Below are 19347 nucleotides of genomic sequence, written 5' to 3' on the forward strand. Positions count from 1 at the left end.
CGATCAGATGATCGGGGAGATAACGCGAGCGCAGGGACGCTAGGGTGTCGCTGGACATGATGCTGATTGACTTGCCCCGGCTCACTTCAACTGGTCGAGCGACCAGCAGGTGCGCGGACCGATATTGTCTTTGGTCAGCAGCGTCAGCGGCGTGTAGTAGGCGGTCTTCGATTCGCCGGCCTTGGCGGGCGACAGCAGCGTCTGGACGATCTGCTGGTTGATCGCATTGCCCTGCAGCGGCACGTCGTAGCTGATGATCAGGTCCAGAAGCCCTTTCTGGATGTTGTCGCAGCCGATCTGGTTGCCGCCGCCCGATGTCACGACATAGACGTCGTTGGCCTTGCCCGCCGCCTGGATGGCAGCGCCCGCGCCGACATCCTGGTTGTCCCAGTTGCCCACCACGCCGCACAGGTCCGGATGCTGCTGCAGCACCGTTTCCATGATGGCGCGCGCCTTGGCCGGATCATACTGGGCGGCCTGCTCGGACACGATCTTGATCGCCGGGTCCTTGGCGAAGGTCTGCTTGTAGGCATAGAGCTCATAGAGATCCGACGCCGCCGTGGGCTGGCCGCGGATGATCGCGATCTTGCCGGACTTGCCCGACCCCGTGCCGCACTGCTTCACCAGCGCGTCCGCCTCGATATAGCCGACGCGCGACCAGTCGGCGCCGACATAGGCGTCGGTCGGCACGACCGATTCCAGGTTGAGCTGGACCACCTTGATGCCGGCGTCCATCGCACGCTTCAATAGGCGCGCATAGGACTGGACGTCAGGATTGTGCGCGATGATCAGGTCGGGCTTTTCGGCGATGAGCGCCGTCAGCGCCCGCGTGCCGGCGTCCGTGCTCCAGTTCGGGTCGCGGATCTCGAGCGTATAGCCGAGGTCGGCCGCCTGCTTGCGCATGATCGCCGCCCAGCCTTCCGTCAGGTCGAAGCCCATGGCCAGCGGAATGAAGACGACGCGCTTGCCCTTGAGGCCGTCGTAGAACGGATTGCGCGACGGATTGTCGAGGCCGTCATCGGCGTGAGCGGCCCCAGCAAGGCCGAGCGCCATGAGCCCGGCCGCCAGGATAGTTCTGAATTTCATGGTTTCCTCCCGTTAGATTGCAAAGCTCTGTTCAGATGTCGCCCTGGCTCTGTTGCGAAGTCTGCTCGTCCCTCGGGTTGATGAAACTATCGACCGTGATGGCGAGCAGCAGGATCAGGCTCTTGATGAGGTTCTGCGTGGTGTAGGTGATGTCGAGGATGGTCATGCCGTTGAGGAGCACGCCGACCAGCAGCGTTCCCACCAGCACGTTGCGCACGCTGCCGCGGCCGCCGCTGAGGCTGATGCCGCCGAGCACGACGACCAGCAGCACGTCGTAGATCATGGTCGAGTTGTAGACGCGGGTGCTCATTCCTGAGACGGCGGCCGCCATCACCACGCCGGCGAGGAAGGCGATCAGGGCGCTGATCACATATTGCGCCACGATCAACGGGCGCAGCGGCAGGCCGGTGATGCGCGCGGCGAGCGCGTTGTCGCCGGTCGCGTAGACGAAGCGGCCGAAGCGCGTGCGCATCAGCACCAGCGCGACCAAGGCGGCCAGCACGGCGAAGGCGACGATGGGCATCGGCAAGCCGAGGAAGGTCCCCTGCCCGAGGGCATCGAACCACGCGACGCCGGCAGGCGAATTCTGGACGTCGATCTGGAACAGGAAGGCTCGCCCCGAGCCATACATCACAAGGCCCATCGCAAGCGTGGTGAAGATGGCGGGAATGTCGGCGTAGGCGATCAGGATGCCGCTGGCCAGGCCGATCGCCAGCGCCAGCAAGGCGCCGTAGACGAGGGCCGTGTCGAAGGATGTGCCGGCCTGCGCCATCGAAAGCACCCAGGACAGCGACACCACCATGGTCGCCACCATGGCGAGGTCGATGCCGCGGCCGATGACGACCAGCCCCATGCCGAGGCCCAATATGCCGAGGATGGAGACGCTGCGCACCAGCGCGATCAGATTTCCCGCGGTCAGGAAATTGTTCAACGTGGCGGCGAAAACCACGAACAGCGCGACGGCGAGCGCGAACACCACGCCCTCCTGCGACAACCGCGCCTTGGCCATGCGCCACCTCCCGAACCAGGCCTGCCGGCCCGGTCGCGAACCCCCTTCGCGACCTGTTTTTCCTCCCGGCGACCATCCCCTTTTTGGGTGGTTCAAGACATATCCGCCCAGGGAATATCAGTTATGTTTCATGTCGGACGGGGCATAGGGCGCCGCATCGGGTGGAGTTGCGGGAGCTGAGGACTGGGCGTGTTCGGCGAGGCCTGCCATGCGATCAGCGCCATAGCTGTTATCCGGATTCCGGACAGCCTCGTCGCTTCACTCCGCCTTGCCAATCACGCAAAACTGCAGAGCGACAAGAGGAGGCGCGAAGGCGCCTGTCGCACCGGGAGGAAACGATGACGGAAGAGCCGCGCAAACAGACGCCGGGGGTCTATAGACGCCGAGTGGGCGATGCCATGGTCACCGTCATCAATGACGGCTTCCTCGATATCAGCGTGGCCATCCTGCGCGGAACGGAGCGCGGCGATATGGAGGGCCTGATGCGCGAGCAGTTCCGCCACACGGAACCGCGTCTCACCGTCAATGCCTTCGTGATCGAGACAGGCAAGCACACCGTCCTGGTCGACGCCGGAGGCGGGTCGACCACGGTCTATTCCATGGGGCTGCTGCCGCAGAATCTCGAGGCTGCCGGTTTCAAGCCCGCGGACTTCGACACAGTCCTGCTCACGCATATCCATCCCGACCATTCGAGCGGCCTCATCGACACGGCCGGCAAGCCGCTCTTCCCGCGCGCCGAGATCATCGTCCACGAAGACGATTTCGACTTCTGGTCCGACACCGAAAAACGCGGAAAGTCGGCGGCGGCCGTGCCTTATGCCGGCTCGGCCGATGCCTTGCTGACGACGTATCGAGGCCGCTTCCGTCCGACGAATGGCGGGGACGTGGTGCCGGGCATCAGGCAGCTTCCGCTGCCTGGACATACGCCCGGCCACAGCGGCTATCAGCTCGACTCGGCCGGCGAGACGCTGGTGATGTGGGGCGACACGGTGCATGTGCCCGAGATCCAGATTCCACGGCCGCAGGTCACCAGCGAATTCGACGTCGACGAAGCATTGGCGCATGAAAACCGCCGCAAGATCTTCGAGCATGTCGCCAACGAGCGGCTGCTCGTCACCGGCGGGCACCTGCACCTGCCCGGCTTCGCGCATCTGGTGAAAGCCGGCGCCGGCTACCGCCTGGTGCCTGAAGCCTGGCTGGTTCAGCTTTAGAAAACGGACGACTGAAAAAGACAGGGCCAGCCCGATCGGGCCGGCCCTGTCTTTCATCCCGCAGAGACGTCAGTCGGTGACTTCGACCCAGGTCTTGCTCTTGGCATCGTATTTGACCAGCGTCACCTGCTCGGCCGTGATGGTGATATGGCTCTGCTCCGAGAAGCCGATGGTGCCGGTCATGCCCTTGAAGCCCTGGACCGCGTTGAAGCCTTTCTGCAGGTCCTCCGGCTTCGTCGACTTCACGTCCTTGATGACCTGCGCCAGCATCTTGATGCTGTCATAGGCGCCCGCCGAGAACGGCGTGGCATCGACGTTGAACTTCTTCTTGTAGGCGTCCTTGAACGCCAGAAGCTCCGGACCCGGATGCAGTTCCGTCGTCAGCATCGCGGTGATCGTCCCGTCGGCAAGGTCGCCGGCAAGTTTCGAGTAGGTGTCATCGGCATTGGTTTCGTCATTGCCGTAGACGATGGCGTCATAGCCGATCGAATGCAGGTCCTGCACGAAGGCGGCCTGGTCCTGCGGCGTCAGCCAGACATCGACGCATTTGATGCCCGCCGCCTTGATGGCATTGACCTCCGGCATCAGGCCGGCGGTCGCGCCCGTCGACCAGTTCTCGGTGATGGTGTGATCCATGGCGATCTTCTTGCCGGCCTTGTCATAGGCAAGCTGGATGCCGAACAGCCCGCCCTGCCCGTAGGTGGATGGATCATGCAGCACCGCGAGGCCATCGGGGCAGTGCTTGAGGGCATGCTGGCCGATCTTCTCGCCCCAGGCAAAGGTGTTGAGGCCGAAGTCGAAGACCCACGGATTGGGCGGACTGGTCGGACCGTCCGGATTGACGGTCAGGCCGCCATCGTCGACGACGCCGATGGTCGGGAACTTGTGGCGCTGCGCCAATTGCGCCGTCACCGGCCCCGTATCCGGCGAACCGGCGATGGCTATCGCTCCCTGCGACATCAGCTTCTCATAGAGCTGGCCGGAAAGCGTGGCGGATGCATTGTCGTTATGCGGGTCGAGCTTGAAGGTGTGGCCATCGACACCGCCGGCGGCGTTGACCTCGTCGACCGCCATCTGCGAGCCGTTCACCGTGGCGACGCCGGTCGAACCGTAGGCGCCGGTCGTTCCCGCGATCAGGCCGATAAGATATTCGTCCGCGGCGCCGGCCTGAACACCGATCCCCCAGAACGCCGTCGTAGCCAGCAACATCGCGGCAGTCGTCGCGCGTTTTCTCATGTCCGATTTTCCTCCCTGCGATCGGTGGGCAGGAACCGACAACCCAATCGCTCAATTTGCCCTGCGCTTCCCGCGCCCTCTCGGTGGTGAATTTTGCTATCCCGTTGCACGGCCTTGTCAACGCGAGCGCCAGTGGCCCGGGGCCGGTTCGGCGGCCTTCCAAATGTCACCGGAGAAGTCGGCCGGGCACGATTATCGGCATCGCCAACAGGGAGCTCGGTATTCATCCTAACTTTTTGGTTTTATTAAATTTTTTCACCCAGATGACTTGGTCCGCCCGCACATGCAAACACGACCCGGTCGGCTCTCGCCGCAGCGGCGTTTCAGCGTTCCGAACGCCATCCAACCGCTCCGCTCATAGCTGTTATGTCACTCGCATCAGCTATTTCCGGACGGCCATTTTCGACTAGGTGTTCTGGCACCGGCGCAGAATGCCAGAGCTGGACATTGTGACATGGAACCCCGGCCCGACGGTTCATCTGAATCCGGGCGGCTATCCGACGGAAGCGTCTCCCGCGAGGCGATCGAGCCGGCTGAGGAGGCGACGCCGGCCGGAGGAGAGGGGAAAGCCGCCAGTGCTGCAATTCGTGTTGAGCGGAGTAGCGATAGGATCGATCTACGGTCTGATCGGCATGGCGCTCGCGATCTCGTTCTACGTCACGCGCATCATCAACTTCGCGCAGGGCCAGCTGATGATGGTGACCGTGATGGTCACCGCCGAGCTGGCCTCTTCCGGCTATCCTGTCTGGCTGGCCGCGCTTGCCGGCCTGGCGTGCTCGTGCATCGTCGGCATCCTGTCCTATGTCATCGCGGTGCGGCCGATCCTTTTGTCGAACCGCTTCAGTTTCGGCTGGCTGGTCTCGACGCTGGGCTTCGCCGTGATCGTGGAGAACGCCGCCGCCTATATCTGGGGCCCGACCTCGCAGGCGTTCCCACCGATCCTCAACGGCATCAGCCTGCCGATCGGCGGCGCGGTGCTGACCGCCCAGCAGCTTCTCGCCATCGTCACCGCCGCGGTGCTTGCCGCCGGCTTCGAGGTCGTGCGGCGCTATACGCTGTTCGGCAAGCTCGGCATGGCGACGGCCGCCGACCCCGAGATGGCATCGGCCATCGGCGCCAACACGACGGTCGTCGCCATCGTCGCCTTCGCGGTCTCCGCCGTTTACGCCGGGATCGCAGGCCTGCTCATCGGGCCATCGACCTTCGCCAATCCCTATCTTGGCGATACGTTCGGGACATACGGCTTCATCGCCATGATGATCGGAGGCGGCACCGAGCGGCCGATAGCGGCGATGTTCGGCGGCCTGCTGCTCGGCGTCTGCGCCGAAGGCGCCAACGCGCTGATCAATTCGCAGGCTTCGGACTGGTTTCCCTTCATCGTGCTCGTCCTGATCCTGATCGTCTCGCCCAAAGGGCTGTTCAGCACCAGCAATCCACTGTTTCGCCCGCGCCGGGCGGCCGTGACGCGCGGCTGAGGTGAGCATGGTTTCCACATTCGATTCGCAACCCGGCGATCCGCAGCCAGGCGCCGGCGCCGCTCCAAGGCTTCGCGTCGGCCGCTGGCGCGCCGCCGGGCTGGCCGCTGTCCTGATCGCCTATCTGGCGGCCACCGCCTATGTCGCTCACACCGACCTCGGCCTCCAGAGCCTAGTGCTGGTGGCCGCCGTCTTCGGGATACTCGCCATCAGTCTCGACCTGGTGGCCGGCATGCTTGGCCTCTATTCCCTGGGCCAAGGCGGCTTTTTCGGGATCGGCGCCTATGCGACGACGATCCTTGCCAATGACTATGGCTGGAACGTCTTCGGCCTGCTGGCGCTGGTCCTGGTGGCGACGGGTCTGATCGGGATGGCAGTGGGCGCGATGTCGCTCAGGGTCAGCGGCCTCTACTTCGCCATCACCACCTTTATCTTCACGCTGGTGCTGACGGTTCTGGCGACCGACATGGTCACCGTCACGGGCGGCCTGCAGGGCTTGCTCGGCCCGGCCTTCCCGGATTTCCCGGCAAGGCTGGAATGGCTCGGCACGCCTTTGGTGTGGTGCATCATGCTGGCGCTGCTCGCCTGCCTCGGCCTGGTCTGGAACATCCGCCATTCGCCGCTCTACCCGATCCTGCTTTCGATCCGCGACGCCGAGCCCTTTGCTGAAGCAGCCGGCGCGCGCACGGCGACGATCAAGGTCGGCGTCTTCGGTGTCTCGGCCGCGATGGCCGGAGGAGCCGGCTGGCTCTTTTCCTTCCTCGGCGTCGTCTCTCCCAGCCAGTTCGACTGGTCGGTGTCGTTGAACGTGCTGGTGATGGTGCTGATCGGCGGCATCAATACCAGCATCGGTCCGGTCGTCGGCGCGATGTTCGTCTCGATGTTCCCGAATGTCGTCAACATCAATCCCTGGCTGCAAGAGATTGTCTACGGAGCACTCTCGATCCTAGCGATCACGCTGTTGCCCGACGGTGTCGTCGGCATCGCACGGCGCGCGCTTGCCCGGCGCGCCGGCGGCATCGCTGCGGCGGCGGATGCCGCCTCGGCCGAAGCCCTGCCCGCCGCGCCCGACACCACGGCCTCTTCCGCTTCGCCGAAAGACTCCGAGATCATCGTCGAATGCCGCGGCATCGAATTCGGCTATGGGCTCGGTCCGAAGGTCCTGCGCAATGTCGACCTGGCCGTCCGTCGCGGCCACATACATGGCCTGATCGGCCCGAACGGCTCGGGAAAAAGCACTTTGGCCAATGTGATATCGGGGCGCCTCACGCCGCATGCCGGAGAAGTCCGGCTCAAGGGCACGCGCGTTGACGGCATGCCCGCAAGCAGCCGCTCGCGGCTGGGACTCCGGCGCACCTTCCAGGCCGCGCAGTTGGTGAAGGAACTGACGCCGACGCAGAACGTCATGGTCGGGCTTTTCGACCGCGTGCCGCGCATTGTCGGCCGCGCGCCGCTCTGGCCGATGCTTGCCTCCGGCCGGCGCGACCTGGCGGCCATGCAACACCGCGCCAGCGAGGCTCTCTCCCTCGTCGGCGCCGCCGACTGGACCGCGAGGCAGGTGGCGGACGTGCCGCACGGCATCGAGCAGCTCACCCAGCTCGCGTCGGTCTGCGTGGCCGGCCCCGACATCATCGTGCTCGACGAGCCGGCGACCGGACTGTCCGCCAAGGAGGTCAGGCATCTGGCCGCGATCCTGGCCAATCTCAAGACGCAGGGCGTGACGATGATCATCATCGAGCACCAGACGCGCTTCCTGTTCCCGCTCTGCGACCGCGTGACGGTGCTCAACGCCGGCGAAGTGATCCTCACCGGCTCCGCCGACGAAGTGCGCGCCGACCCGGTGGTCAGACAGGTGTATCTCGGCGAATGAGCGAACGACCCACTCTCGAAATCAACTCATTGAGCGCCGGCTACGGACGCTTCGATGTGGTGCGCGACGTAGCGCTCAGCGTCGGCAAGGGCGAGGCCGTCGCCTTGCTCGGCCCCAATGGCGCCGGCAAGACGACGGTGCTGCGCGCCATCATGGGCCTCGTCAAGCAGCGGCGCGGCCTGATCCGGATCGGCGGCACCGACGTCTCGGCGCTGCCCACCCATCGTATCGCGCGCGGACTGGCCGCAATCGCTCCCGAGGGACGCCGCCTGTTCCTCGACCAGTCCGTGGAGGACAATCTGCTCCTGGGTGCCCTGCATCTGCGCCATGACCGGGCACGCACCCAGATATTGCTCGCCTCCGTCTACGATCTCTTCCCGGTCCTCAAGGCTTACCGCCAGCGGCTGTCGTCGTTCCTCAGCGGCGGCGAGCAGCAGATGGTCGCGATCGGCCGCATGTTGATGAGCGACCCAGAGATCATGCTGCTCGACGAACCGTCGGTGGCGCTTTCTCCGGTCGCCGTCGACATCGTGGTCAAGGCGATGCTGGAGCTGCGCAAGCGCGGCGCCTCGCTGCTGCTGGTCGAACAACGCACCGACGTCGCAACCCGCGTCTGCGACCGGCTCTACGTCATGACGCATGGCGAGATCGTCGACGAGATGAAGCCGGAGACGATACGCTCCGGCGGCATGTCGATCCTCAACAAATATCTCGGCTAGGGCAGCCCGGCGTTGAAGCGTTAGACGTTTCCCGACACAGGGATTTTGAAAAGGTTTGCGGTTTGTCTTGGTGTAAGATTTTCCGTTCATGTCCGTGAAATCAGCGCAAACGCCGGGAATTGGTTGAAGCCTCCCCAACCTCGTCATTCTATGGTCTGCGCCGCGTCGCTTCGCTCCTTGCTTCGCCATAGAATGACGACCGCGGTGGGCGTTTCGGCCAGTCTCCAGCGCATGCCGCCTGCCAACGCAAACAGAGCCGACCGGTCAAAATCCCTATGCAGTGCCACTAGCCGCCCCAGCTCCTTGATCTCTTGCAGGCGCCCGCCACCCGTCAGGCCGAGGCGGCGTAGCGACGGGCGAGCGCCGACATGCCGACGGCAAGCACCAGTATCCCGCCCTTGAAGATCGGCTGGAAATGGGTGGGCGCGCCGAAGATGCTGAGCCCGTTGAAGCCGACCGCCAGGATCAGCACGCCGACCAGCGTTCCGGTGATGTGGAACTCGCCCTCGCGCAAGGTGGCGGAACCGAGGAACACCGCGGCGAAGGCGTCGAGCAGATAGCCGTCGGCGGCGGCCAGCGTGCCGCTGCCGAGCAGCGACGACAGCAGCGTTCCGGTGAGCGCGGCGCAGAAGCCGGCGGTGGCGAAGGCGAAGATCTTGATGCGGTCGACGCGGATGCCCGAGAGCCTCGCCGCCTCCATGTTGGAGCCCACGGCCTGCATCTTCTGGCCGATGTCGGTCTTGTTGAGCACGATCCAGAGCGCCAGCAGCACCACGACCATGATGATCACCGGATTGGGCAGGCCGAAGACGATCCGGCCGAGCGAGATGTCGGTGAAAACACGCGGGATGCCGGTGGCGATCGGAAAGGCGCTGTAGGTGAAACCGATGCCGGTCAGCATCGTGCCGATGCCGAGCGTCGAGATCACGGCATTGATCCTGACCTTGGTCACGAGCAGGCCGTTGAGGATGCCGATCCCCGAGCCGAGAGCCAGAGCGCATACGATGCTCAACCAGATCGGAAAGCCTTCATACGCCATCAGACCGGTGACGATGAGGCCGACGAAGCTCGCGACATAGCCGATGCTGAGATCGAACTCGCCGACCACAAGCGTATAGGTCAAGCCGCTGGCGATGATCGCGGTGAGCGAAGCCTGGCTCAGTATGTTGAGGAAGTTCGCGCGCGACAGGAAAATGCCGGGTGCGTTGATGGAGAAGAACAGCACCATCAGCAGCAGTCCGATGATCGTCCCGTAGCGCGACAGGCCGATCAGCGCGGTCCGCTTCCACGAGGATTTGCGGGGCTGCGGCGCCTCCTTTGCCACGGGCACAGTCTCGGCCGTCATGCCGCTTCTCCCTGATCGTCATGCGCGTCGTGATAGCTGAGCTCGATGATGCGCGATTCGGTGATGTCGGCGCCAGTGAGCTCGCCGGTGACGCGGCCCTCGCGCATCACCAGGACGCGGTCGGCCAGCAGCGTGAGCTCCTCGACGTCCGAGGAGATCACCAGGATGCCGACGCCGGAGCGGGCAAGGGCGCGGATGGCGTCGTGGATCTCCTCGCGCGCGCCGACGTCGACGCCCCGCGACGGCTCGTCGAGGATCAAAAGCTTGGTGCCGGCATTCAGCCAGCGCGCGATCAACGCCTTCTGCTGGTTGCCGCCGGAAAGGCCGGCGATCTTGGCGGTGACGCCCGGCGTCTTGATGCCGAGATGGGCGACAAGGCTTTCCGCCTGCCGCCGGCTCTTGGCGTCGGAAACGAACGGAAGACCTGGCACGCTGCGCAGAAGCTTCAGCGTCGAGATGTTGATGTTGAAGGCAACGGATTGCTGCAGCATCACCCCTTGCGAGCGGCGCTCCTCGGGCACCAGCGCGATGCCCGCTTTCACCGCCTCGGACGGGTTGGCGACGTCGAGCCGCTTGCCGTCCAGCTCGAAATGGCCGGCCTCGGGGCGGGCAAGACCCACAACCAGATGAGCGAATTCGGTGCGGCCGGCGCCGACCAGTCCGCCGAGCGCCAGAACCTCGCCCTTGTAGAGATCGAGGCCCACCTCCTTCACCGCCTGCTTCCAGGCAATGGAGCGCGCGGAAAAGACCGACTGCCGGCTGCGGTCGGCGGCGAGCCGGTCGCGCTCGTCGGGTGTGCGGATCGCATGGCCGATGATGGCTCGCACAAGTCCCTTCTTGTCCAGCGCGCCGCGCTCGGCCTCGCTGACGATGCGGCCGTCGCGCAGGACGGTGATCCTGTCGCAAAGCTGCAGGACCTCCTCCAGCCGATGCGACACATAGAGGATGGCGACGCCCTGGGCGGCGAGGTCGCGGATGATGGCGAAGAGTTGCTCGCTTTCCGGCTCGGAGAGCGAGGCTGTCGGCTCGTCCATCGCGATCATGCTGGCGTCACGGGTGAGCGCCTTGCCGATCATGACCAGCCAGCGCTGGGCGACCGACAGCTCGGAGACCTTCGTATCGAGCGGAAACCGGATGCCGACACGCTCGGCCGCGGCGCGCGCGGCGACACCCGAGCGCTTCCAGTCGATCATGCCGAACCGTGTCACCTTCGGCGCGCCAAGCAGCATGTTCTGCAGGGCGCTGAAATGCGGGATCAGATTGAGTTCCTGGTGGATGAAGGCAAGCCCGGCGCGCTCGGAAGCTTGCGGCGAACCCATCTGCAGCTCGCTGCCCGCGATGGTCACGCTGCCCTGGTCCGGACTGGTGACGCCGGCGAGACAACGGATCAGCGTGGACTTGCCGGCGCCGTTGGCGCCGACAAGGCCGTGCACCTGGCCGCGCTCGATATCGAGATCGGCGCGGTCGAGCGCAAGTTCACCGGCAAAGGATTTGGTCAGGCCGCGGATGCGCATCCATGCGTCGGCGGCCGAAACGGTCGCCGACACCTAGCCGCTCCGTTTCGCGGAGCGGCCCGGCCGGTATGTCTCACATGCCATTGGGATGTTCGGCCATGAACTTGTCGACATTGTCCTTGGTCACCACCACGCCGGGGATCTCGATGGTCTTGGGCTGCCAGGAATCGCCGGCCTTCATGGAGTCGAGAATGGCCTGGAACACTTCCTTGCCCTCCTGATAAGCGGGCTGCCAGACGGTGGCCGTCATGTCGCCTTCCTTGACCAGTTGCAGGGCCTGGGCGCTGCCATTGATCGATACGGTCGTCACGTCGGTGCGGCCGGCCTGGCGGAGCGCCGCCACGGCGCCCTGCATCGGCTCGTCCCAGCACGACCAGATGGCGAGCGGCGTGTCGCCACCGGCCGGATGCGCGGTCAGCCAGGCCGCGGCCGTGGCGTTGCCGAACTGGACCTGGCCGGGCGCGACCACCTCGCTGTAATCCACCTTGACGCCCGACTTGCCCTTGACGCCTTCGTCGAAGGCCACGCCGCGGTCGATGCAAAGCTTGCCCGGATGGAAAGTCATGGCCAGCACGTTGGCCTTCTCGCCGGCCTTCTCCAGAAGGTACTTCACCGAATCGCCGCCGACCTGCCGGCCGCTGGTCGTCGCCACGATGCCGGGGACGATCTCGCCGCCCCAGGTGCCGACGGGGATGTGCGCATCGCGCGCGGCCGCCAGGCCGGAGCCGATCGAGCTGCTGGCGAAGGCCAGCACGAAGACGGCGTCGACATGCTGGGCCGCGAAGGAGTTCATCGCCGCGTTGGCCTGATCTGCGCTGGCCTGGGTGTCGGTCACCTTGACGTCCCAGCCGGCCGCCTTGGCGGCGTCCGTCGCCCCGCCGATGACGGCGATGTTGAGCGCATCGTTGGCCAGCAGCGCGACGATGCCGAGCGTCTTGTGGTCCTGCGCCTGCACGGCGGTTGAAACGATCATCGTTCCGGCGGTCAGTAAGGCAAGCAAAAGCCTTTTCATCTGGGAAATCCTCCTCTCCCGTTGGTGCCGGCCCATGGCGGGCCGGCCGTTCCCTCTCCTCGGACTCCGATCAGGGGCGCCGGGACACCGGCTTGCCGTGTCCGTCGGGCACCCCTATCGGCCGCTTGCATCCGTTGCGGCTCCCGCGAGCCAACATGAGACGGAGGTGTCTGCTGCTTGATCTTGGTACCGGTACCATACGGTAGTTTTAGCAGACCGGCAATAGCCAGCATCGCTCAGCCGGAGAAATTCGCCTCTGCGCCGTCACATGTGATTTGAAACGGACAAGATCGTGTTGCTAAGCTGATTTTCCTTGTTATCGGTATCAAGCTGCAGCTATGGCTGAGGCAACCGAAGTGGAGAGCGCCGCGAGCGCGTAACAGCGCGAACGAGATGGGAGCAGACATGAAAGTGACCTATGACTTTTCCGGCAAGAACGTCATCCTGATCGGGGGGACGACCGGCATCGGGCGGGCAACGGCGCTGGCCTTCGCCAAGGCCGGAGCCAATCTCTACGTTTCCGGCATCGGCGCGGATTCCGGAGAAAGCCTCAAGGGCGAGGTCAAGCCGCTTGGCGTCGAGATCGAGTTCGAAGAAGTCGACGTTCGCGACAGCAAGGCGATGGCGGCCCTGCACAAGCATGCCTTCGAGCGGTTCGGTCGCATCGACATCGCCTTCAACAATGCAGGCGTCCCGGGTAAGACCGCGCCGGTGCACGAGCTCGAGGACGCCGATTACGACCTGCTGATGGACGTCAATCTGCGCGGCATCTTCAACGGCCTGAGGCACCAGATCCCGCATATGACCGCCAATGGCGGCGGAGCGATCGTCAACACCTCGTCGCTGTTCGGTGTCATGGGCTTTGCCACCACCGCGGTCTATTGCGCCAGCAAATGGGGCGTGATCGGCCTCACCAATTCGGTGGCGCTGGAAGTGGCGCGCAAGAACATCCGCGTCAACGCCATCGCGCCCGGCTCGGTGATGACGCCGCTGCTGCGCGGCATGTTCGGCAGCGAGCAGAGCGCCAAGGACACGGTGCTGCCGATGATCCCGATGGGCCGGATCAGCGACCCGTCCGAAATCGCGCAGCTAGTGCTTTTCCTGTCGTCCGACGCCGCGTCCTTCATCACCGGACAGGCCGTGGTCATCGACGGCGGCGGCTTCGTCGCGGGCGCCGACAAGCTCTGACGCTTCAAGGCAGGGGCAAGCCCCTGCCTTGCTCGCCACTAGGGTTTTGTTTTTCCGCAATTCCGGACGGAAAACCGTCACACACTTTTCCTGGAATTGCTCTAGCCAACCCAGCTCTTCTCGCCTTTGGCGAGGGCGATCTCCACCACTTGAAGGCCCCTGTCCGTCAGCCGCGACGGGAATGCGGTGCGCAGCCGGTCCTCATGCACCGGGATCACCCTGCGCACCTCGCCGCCAACCGATTTCAGCATCTCGGCGCTGGAGAAGATCAGATTGTGTTGGCTGCCGACGGCAAGGCCGATGGGCACGATCTGCGGCGCGGCCGGATCGAGCCCGGTCAAATTGTCGTAGGTGTAGATAAGGTCGCCGGCGAAGATCCAGCGATCCTCGCCGCCGCCGGTGCCGTCGTTGCGGACGGTGACATACATGCTGCCATAGGTGTGGGTGTCGGCGGCGAGATGGACGTCGATCCCCGGCAGCACGTTTTCCTGGTCGCCCTCGATGCAGATCATGCGGCCTTCCTTCGCCGCCTCGACCGCGCGCACGATATCGGCCGGATCGCCGCCGCCCACCAGGAAACGGTATTCCGGCCCGAGCGTGAGAGCCCAGACCCATTTGTCCAGCTCGCTCTTCTGGACGTAGAATTTGGCGTTGGGAAACAGATGCATGGCGCCCATGTGATCGAAATGAGCATGGGTTATGAAGACGCTGGTCACGTCCTCGGGCTTCACGCCGCATTCGGCGAGAACCGCCCACGGCCCGTGGTAGTTTGAGACGCCGTAGGCGGTAGCCAACTGTTCGCCATAGGCGACATGGTCGTAGCCGGTATCGATCAGGATGGTTTCGCCGCTGCCCTTCAGAAGCGCATAGGCATAGGGAAGCTTGCGCGTGCCCTGGTGCTGCGGCCCGTACATCATGACGCTGAAGGGGAATTTCTCCACCGCCGCGTATTCGAGCACCCAGATCGAGTAGTGTGCCATTCAATCCTCCCTTGATAGACTAAGAGCGCTTCGCCGTTTCACGGAAACGGCGAAGCGCTCTATCTCCTTGTTTTGACGCAATTCCGGACGGAATACCGCTCACATTTTTCCTGGAATTGCTCTCGATGCCTTGCCCAGGCAGGCGCGGCGCGTGGACGGCGCAACAGGCTTGGCCGAAATCGATGAGCTCGAAGCCGGGCAACAGGCGCGCGGTCGCGCGCAGATGATCGCTTGTCGCCCTTAGCGCGCGCGTCAGCGTGTCGAACCGCTTGTCCGACCTGTCCTGCGCCCCACGACAGGCCGTCGCCGCGGCACAGGCTTCCATGAGCGTGTCGGCGGCACCGCGCATATGATGGTAGTGGCGCACGGCAGGCTCCGGCGCCTGCAAGGCGCGAACAGCTTCGGCCGCTTGCACGACAGACCGCCTCGCAACCGCCAATGCGCCCTCGGCCAGCACCGCCTGGCGGCGCGACGTCAACAGGAGCAGCGCATAGCCTGAAAGCTGGGTCAGGGTCTGGCTGATCAATTGCTGCGCGTCACGCGCGGAATCGGCATAGCGCAGCAGCGACTGCTCCGTCACGCCGACGCAGGAATACACACCCATCGCAAATCCTCCACGCCGGTATCGCGGCGTCCTCCTCCTTGGGCATTACCTGATTTTGATATCGGTAACAACAGAATTGCTCCAACCGGTGCCGACAGCTTGTTTGTTCGACAAGGGAATGGTTTGATGCCCGCCGGCAGGACAGAGCGATAACAAACATGCCCAGGCGATCATCCGAGGACTCAAGCAAGCGCAATGGGAGCGCCAGGATGCGCGACGTCGCGGTTCGCGCCGGCGTCTCCACCATGACCGTGTCACGGGCCCTGAACGAGCCGGGCAAAGTGTCCGAGGACATGCGCGAGCGGGTCCTGAAGGCCGTTCGCGAGATCGGCTATCTGCCGAACCACCTGGCGGGCAGCCTGTCCTCGAACCGCTCGACGACCATCGGGCTCATCGTTCCCAGCATCGACAATTCGATCTACACGCAAACGGTCAAGGGACTGTCGGAGGTGCTGAAGCGCTCCGGTTTCCAGCTGATGATCGCGGAATCGGGATATGATCCCAACGAGGAAGAGGAACTCATCACCGTCTTCCTCAGCCACCGGGTCGGCGGACTCGTCCTCCACAGCACGGAGCATACGCCCCAGGCCATCGAGAAGATCCGCAAGTCGGGCATTCCTGTCGTCGAGAACGGAAACATCCCCAAAGAGCCGCTCGACATGGTCGTAAGCTATTCAAATCGCGATGCTTCTTACGCGATGACGATGCATCTCGGCAGGCTCGGTTATCGCAAGATCGCCTTCGCCAGCCTCTATTCCGTGCACAATGACCGCTCGCAGGACCGCCTCAAGGGATACCTGGCGGCGCTCAAGCAACTGGGGCACGAGCCCGACCCGCGCATGGTCCTGGAGACGGGACGCGGCCTTGCCGCCGGCGCCGAAGTCGTCGCGCGGGTGATGCAGAGCGTGCCGGAGGTCGACGCGCTCTTCTGCGCCGGCGAAGTTCTGGCCGCGGGCGCGCTGTTCGAGTGCCAGCGGCGCAATTGGTCGGTGCCCGGCCGCATCGCGCTCGCCAGCTTCGACGACGTCGACCTCTTGCGGCATGTCAGCCCTTCGATAACCACCTTGCGGCTGCCGCGCTACGACATCGGCGAGCGGACGGCGCGAATCCTTTTGAGCCGCATCATCGACGGCGCCGATCACCTGCGCGGCAGCGTCGTCGACCTCAAGTTCGAAGTCATCCAGCGCGAGAGCACCTGACCCTGCCCTTTGGACCGGAGCATGACACCGCTTTCCGCTTTTCTACGATTGCATTTTGTTACCGGTACCAATATAAAGTCGAGACCTGCATGGCAGTCGCATGCTTGGCGGGCTGTCGGTAGGAACGAGGGGTCGTGGCAATGCTCACAGAATGGCGGAACAGGATTTGAGCTTGTCGAAGGAAGCCGAAGGGGCAGCGCGCTCCACCCGGGCGAAGCCGTTAAACGAATGCACCGCCTTGATCACGGGCTCCACCGCCGGTCTCGGGAAGGCAATGGCGGCAAGGCTTGCCGAGTCCGGATGCAACGTCATGCTGCACGGTCTGGAAGATGCCGAGCAGATCGAAGCGCAACGCGACGATCTCGCCCGCAAGACGGGCGCCCGTGTGGCCTACCACAAGGCCGATCTCTCGACGCGGTCGGGGGTCGAAGGGTTGATCGACACCGCGATGTCGGTGCTTGGTCCGATCGACATCCTCGTCAACAATGCGGTCGTCCGGCACTTCGCGCCGGTCATGGATTTCCCGGCCGAGCAATGGGACCTTGCGCTCGCGGTCAACCTCTCCGCCGCGTTCCACGCCATCCGGCTTCTGCTCCCGAACATGCGCAGCCGGAATTTCGGCAGGATCTTCAACATCACCTCGGTCTACGGCATGCGCGGAACGACCGACCGCGTCGGCTATGTGACGACGAAGTCTGCTATCCTCGGCTTGACCCGCGCCGTGGCGTTGGAGAACCTGGATCGCGACGTGACCTGTCACAGCCTCTGCCCCGGGTCGGTGCTGACGCCGGGCACGGAGGAACGGGTGGAGAGGCTGATGGCGGAGCGCGGCATCGACAGGACAGCGGCTGAGCGGCTCTTCCTCGAAGGCAAGCAGCCCGGCGGCAACTTCGTCTCCGCTGGGAGCATCTCCGACCTGCTCGTCTTCCTGTGCGGACCGATCGCCCGCGACATGACCGGATCCGTGCTGCCGGTCGAAGCGGGCTGGCTGGCAAGTTGAGCCGGTGCCGAAGCAGGCCGGCATCTCCCGCCAAGTGATGCCGAACTATTTGTTTTACGCATTCCGGACGGAAACCGTGACGCGCTTTTTCCCGGAATTGCTCTAGACGGAGCCACTCATGGACGACCTCTACGAAGTCTACGCCATCCGTTACGGCCACCACGACCGCAACGCGGCCGCGAATTTCATCGGCGGCGACCCGCATGACGGCCCGATGCCGCTCGACTATTTCGTCTGGGCCATCGTCGGCAAATCGCGCACTTTCGTGTTCGACACGGGCTTCGACGCGAAAGTCGCGGACCGGCGCCAGCGCAATCTGCTGCGCCCCGTCGGCGAAGGGCTGAAGATGATCGGCATCGATCCGGACAAGGTCGAGGATGTCATCATCTCGCACATGCATTTCGACCATGCCGGCAATCACGAGCTGTTCCCGAAGGCCCGCTATCACGTCCAGGACGTGGAGATGGCCTACTGCACGGGGCGCTGCATGTGCCACAATTATCTCAGGCATCCGTTCGACTATGAGGATGTGGCCAGCATGATCGGCAAGCTTTATGCCGGGCGCGTGACTTTCCATGACGGCGTCTCGGAGGTCGCTCCGAACCTCACCGTTCACCGTGTCGGCGGCCACTCTAAGGGCCTGCAGGTGATACGTGTGAAGACGCGACGCGGCTTTGTGGTGCTCGGCTCCGACGCATCGCATTTCTATGCCAATTTCGAGCAGAACCGGCCTTTCCCGGTGCTGGAGAGCGCAACCGACATGCTGGACGGCTACGCCACCATGAAGAAGCTCGCCAGCACGCCGAACCACATCATCCCGGGCCACGATCCGCTGGTGCTCGCCCGCTATCCCGCCGCGCTGGCGGGCGTGGACGACATCGTGCGCCTCGACCTCGACCCTATCCCCGGAGCGCCGTGAGCGCCTATGATCGACGCCCCCTGATGGATCGAAAACCTCGGGGTGTTCGTCACAATCGCATGGAGACGACAATGAACAATCTCAAGCTCGGCCTGGCTGGCGCCGGCAGGATGGGAACGCCGATGGCGAAGCGCCTGATGGCGGCAGGCTATGGCGTCAGCGTCTATGACACCAATGCCGCCGCCATCGAAGCGTTGGTCGCGCAGGGCGCCGGCAAGGCCGCGACCCCCGCCGAGCTGGCGACGATCTGCGACGTGGTGCTGCTTTCGCTGCCGACACCGGAGATCGTGCAAGCCGTCTGCCTCGGTCCCGACGGACTTGCTTCCGTCAAGGGCGCGAGCATCGTCATCGACCTCTCCACCACGGGTCCGCGGACGGAGCGCCTCGTCGCGAAAGGCCTCAAGGCCGCCGGCATCGCCTTGGCAGATTGCCCGGTCAGCGGCGGCGTGGGCGGCGCTGAAAAAGGCACGCTGGCAATGATGGCCGCCTGCGACGAGGCGACGATGGAAACGATCCGCCCTATCCTCGAAACGCTCGGCAAACCGGTCCATGTCGGCCTGGAGCCCGGCATGGGCCAGATGATCAAGGTGATCAACAACCTGATGTCGGTGACGGCTTTGTCGATCGCTTCCGAAGCGCTCGTGCTCGGCACCAAGGCCGGGCTGGACCCGGACGTGATGCTCGAGGTCATCAATTCGGGCAGCGGCAGTTCCAACGCGACGATGACGAAGATCCCAAAATTCGTCCTTACCCGTGGCTTCGATTTCGGCTTCGCCATCGGGCTGTCGGCCAAGGACATCCGCCTCTGCCTCGAAGAGAGCGACGCGCTGGGCGTGCCGATGATCGTCGGCGGCGCGGTGCGGCAGTTGCTGACCGTGGCGAAGAGCGATCTCGGCGCCGATGCGGACCTCACCGAAATCATCAAGCCGATCGAAGGTTGGGCCGGCGTGACGGTTGCCGGCAAGAAGGCCCAGGCCTGA

At 64.4% G+C, this 19347-nt stretch carries 17 protein-coding genes; 9 read left to right on the forward strand and 8 right to left on the reverse strand.

Annotation, left to right across the window (positions count from 1 at the left end; translation table 11 throughout):
- Nucleotides 1–81: 81 nt before the first annotated feature.
- Together FJ956_RS09095 and FJ956_RS09100 are read right to left on the reverse strand one after the other, a co-directional pair.
- On the reverse strand, nucleotides 82–1086 hold the full coding sequence (locus FJ956_RS09095) for a sugar ABC transporter substrate-binding protein (RefSeq protein WP_140675072.1): 1005 nt from the start codon (nucleotides 1084–1086) through the stop codon (nucleotides 82–84).
- A gap of 31 nt (nucleotides 1087–1117) precedes the next feature.
- Nucleotides 1118–2095, reverse strand: coding sequence for an ABC transporter permease (locus tag FJ956_RS09100; protein ID WP_140675075.1), 978 nt, complete (start codon nucleotides 2093–2095; stop codon nucleotides 1118–1120).
- A gap of 338 nt (nucleotides 2096–2433) precedes the next feature.
- Here FJ956_RS09100 and FJ956_RS09105 point away from each other — a divergent pair, with 338 nt between their 5' ends.
- On the forward strand, nucleotides 2434–3306 hold the full coding sequence (locus FJ956_RS09105; RefSeq protein ID WP_140675078.1) for an MBL fold metallo-hydrolase: 873 nt from the start codon (nucleotides 2434–2436) through the stop codon (nucleotides 3304–3306).
- 69 nt (nucleotides 3307–3375) lie between these two features.
- Here FJ956_RS09105 and FJ956_RS09110 read toward each other — a convergent pair whose 3' ends face one another.
- Nucleotides 3376–4542, reverse strand: a complete 1167-nt coding sequence (locus FJ956_RS09110) for an ABC transporter substrate-binding protein (RefSeq protein ID WP_140675081.1) — start codon at nucleotides 4540–4542, stop codon at nucleotides 3376–3378.
- A 575-nt stretch (nucleotides 4543–5117) separates the two neighbouring features.
- On the opposite strand from FJ956_RS09110, the gene FJ956_RS09115 reads away from it, so the two are divergent.
- The 3 genes from FJ956_RS09115 to FJ956_RS09125 are packed head-to-tail and all read left to right on the forward strand — an operon-like array spanning nucleotide 5118 to nucleotide 8606.
- Nucleotides 5118–6017 (forward strand): branched-chain amino acid ABC transporter permease, encoded by a 900-nt coding sequence (locus tag FJ956_RS09115; protein WP_181170143.1) that lies wholly within the window; start codon nucleotides 5118–5120, stop codon nucleotides 6015–6017.
- Nucleotides 6018–6024: 7 nt separating this feature from the next.
- Complete coding sequence (locus tag FJ956_RS09120; protein ID WP_140675087.1) at nucleotides 6025–7887, forward strand: ATP-binding cassette domain-containing protein; 1863 nt, start codon at nucleotides 6025–6027, stop codon at nucleotides 7885–7887.
- Nucleotides 7884–8606, forward strand: coding sequence for an ABC transporter ATP-binding protein (locus tag FJ956_RS09125; RefSeq protein ID WP_140675090.1), 723 nt, complete (start codon nucleotides 7884–7886; stop codon nucleotides 8604–8606). The genes FJ956_RS09120 and FJ956_RS09125 overlap by 4 nt, the downstream gene beginning before the upstream one ends.
- 331 nt (nucleotides 8607–8937) lie before the next feature.
- On the opposite strand, the gene FJ956_RS09130 is transcribed toward FJ956_RS09125, so the two are convergent.
- Genes FJ956_RS09130 through FJ956_RS09140 form a run of 3 tightly spaced genes read right to left on the reverse strand, consistent with a single transcriptional unit; the run spans nucleotide 8938 to nucleotide 12477 of the window.
- Nucleotides 8938–9951, reverse strand: coding sequence for an ABC transporter permease (locus FJ956_RS09130; RefSeq protein ID WP_140675094.1), 1014 nt, complete (start codon nucleotides 9949–9951; stop codon nucleotides 8938–8940).
- On the reverse strand, nucleotides 9948–11498 hold the full coding sequence (locus tag FJ956_RS09135) for a sugar ABC transporter ATP-binding protein (RefSeq protein ID WP_140675097.1): 1551 nt from the start codon (nucleotides 11496–11498) through the stop codon (nucleotides 9948–9950). Before FJ956_RS09135 ends, FJ956_RS09130 begins: the two co-directional genes overlap by 4 nt.
- A 40-nt stretch (nucleotides 11499–11538) precedes the next feature.
- Entirely contained in the window at nucleotides 11539–12477 is a 939-nt protein-coding gene (locus FJ956_RS09140) for a sugar ABC transporter substrate-binding protein (protein ID WP_181170144.1), read from the reverse strand.
- 405 nt (nucleotides 12478–12882) lie between these two features.
- Here FJ956_RS09140 and FJ956_RS09145 point away from each other — a divergent pair, with 405 nt between their 5' ends.
- Nucleotides 12883–13665 carry an SDR family NAD(P)-dependent oxidoreductase gene (locus FJ956_RS09145; protein WP_181170145.1) on the forward strand — a complete coding sequence of 261 codons (783 nt, stop codon included), beginning with the start codon at nucleotides 12883–12885 and terminating at the stop codon, nucleotides 13663–13665.
- Between the two features lie 101 nt (nucleotides 13666–13766).
- Here the strand turns inward: FJ956_RS09145 and FJ956_RS09150 are convergent, their stop codons facing one another.
- Together FJ956_RS09150 and FJ956_RS09155 are read right to left on the reverse strand one after the other, a co-directional pair.
- Nucleotides 13767–14645, reverse strand: a complete 879-nt coding sequence (locus tag FJ956_RS09150) for an N-acyl homoserine lactonase family protein (protein WP_140675106.1) — start codon at nucleotides 14643–14645, stop codon at nucleotides 13767–13769.
- A 19-nt stretch (nucleotides 14646–14664) separates the two neighbouring features.
- Entirely contained in the window at nucleotides 14665–15249 is a 585-nt protein-coding gene (locus FJ956_RS09155; protein ID WP_140675110.1) for a hypothetical protein, read from the reverse strand.
- 209 nt (nucleotides 15250–15458) lie between these two features.
- On the opposite strand from FJ956_RS09155, the gene FJ956_RS09160 reads away from it, so the two are divergent.
- The 4 genes from FJ956_RS09160 (at nucleotide 15459) to FJ956_RS09175 (ending at nucleotide 19347) form a co-directional block, all read left to right on the forward strand.
- The gene (locus FJ956_RS09160; RefSeq protein ID WP_210241579.1) at nucleotides 15459–16448 is read left to right on the forward strand and encodes a LacI family DNA-binding transcriptional regulator; all 990 of its coding nucleotides are present in this window, start codon (nucleotides 15459–15461) and stop codon (nucleotides 16446–16448) included.
- Nucleotides 16449–16599: 151 nt separating this feature from the next.
- Entirely contained in the window at nucleotides 16600–17448 is an 849-nt protein-coding gene (locus FJ956_RS09165; protein WP_140675115.1) for an SDR family NAD(P)-dependent oxidoreductase, read from the forward strand.
- A gap of 118 nt (nucleotides 17449–17566) precedes the next feature.
- On the forward strand, nucleotides 17567–18367 hold the full coding sequence (locus FJ956_RS09170) for an N-acyl homoserine lactonase family protein (protein WP_040985787.1): 801 nt from the start codon (nucleotides 17567–17569) through the stop codon (nucleotides 18365–18367).
- 59 nt (nucleotides 18368–18426) lie between these two features.
- On the forward strand, nucleotides 18427–19347 hold the full coding sequence (locus tag FJ956_RS09175) for an NAD(P)-dependent oxidoreductase (RefSeq protein WP_140675118.1): 921 nt from the start codon (nucleotides 18427–18429) through the stop codon (nucleotides 19345–19347).

It is taken from the genome of Mesorhizobium sp. B2-4-3 (genome assembly GCF_006442815.1).
In the GTDB taxonomy this organism is placed as follows: Bacteria; Pseudomonadota; Alphaproteobacteria; order Rhizobiales; family Rhizobiaceae; genus Mesorhizobium.

Coding starts and splice junctions, on each gene's coding strand:
- FJ956_RS09170 (WP_040985787.1), top strand. CDS start 17,567: ATGGACGACCTCTACGAAGTCTACGCCATCCGTTACGGCCACCACGAC.
- FJ956_RS09105 (WP_140675078.1), top strand. CDS start 2,434: ATGACGGAAGAGCCGCGCAAACAGACGCCGGGGGTCTATAGACGCCGA.
- FJ956_RS09125 (WP_140675090.1), top strand. CDS start 7,884: ATGAGCGAACGACCCACTCTCGAAATCAACTCATTGAGCGCCGGCTAC.
- FJ956_RS09130 (WP_140675094.1), bottom strand. CDS start 9,951: ATGACGGCCGAGACTGTGCCCGTGGCAAAGGAGGCGCCGCAGCCCCGC.
- FJ956_RS09175 (WP_140675118.1), top strand. CDS start 18,427: ATGGAGACGACAATGAACAATCTCAAGCTCGGCCTGGCTGGCGCCGGC.
- FJ956_RS09165 (WP_140675115.1), top strand. CDS start 16,600: ATGGCGGAACAGGATTTGAGCTTGTCGAAGGAAGCCGAAGGGGCAGCG.
- FJ956_RS09110 (WP_140675081.1), bottom strand. CDS start 4,542: ATGAGAAAACGCGCGACGACTGCCGCGATGTTGCTGGCTACGACGGCG.
- FJ956_RS09160 (WP_210241579.1), top strand. CDS start 15,459: ATGCGCGACGTCGCGGTTCGCGCCGGCGTCTCCACCATGACCGTGTCA.
- FJ956_RS09100 (WP_140675075.1), bottom strand. CDS start 2,095: ATGGCCAAGGCGCGGTTGTCGCAGGAGGGCGTGGTGTTCGCGCTCGCC.
- FJ956_RS09120 (WP_140675087.1), top strand. CDS start 6,025: ATGGTTTCCACATTCGATTCGCAACCCGGCGATCCGCAGCCAGGCGCC.
- FJ956_RS09095 (WP_140675072.1), bottom strand. CDS start 1,086: ATGAAATTCAGAACTATCCTGGCGGCCGGGCTCATGGCGCTCGGCCTT.
- FJ956_RS09140 (WP_181170144.1), bottom strand. CDS start 12,477: ATGAAAAGGCTTTTGCTTGCCTTACTGACCGCCGGAACGATGATCGTT.
- FJ956_RS09145 (WP_181170145.1), top strand. CDS start 12,883: ATGAAAGTGACCTATGACTTTTCCGGCAAGAACGTCATCCTGATCGGG.
- FJ956_RS09155 (WP_140675110.1), bottom strand. CDS start 15,249: ATGGGTGTGTATTCCTGCGTCGGCGTGACGGAGCAGTCGCTGCTGCGC.
- FJ956_RS09150 (WP_140675106.1), bottom strand. CDS start 14,645: ATGGCACACTACTCGATCTGGGTGCTCGAATACGCGGCGGTGGAGAAA.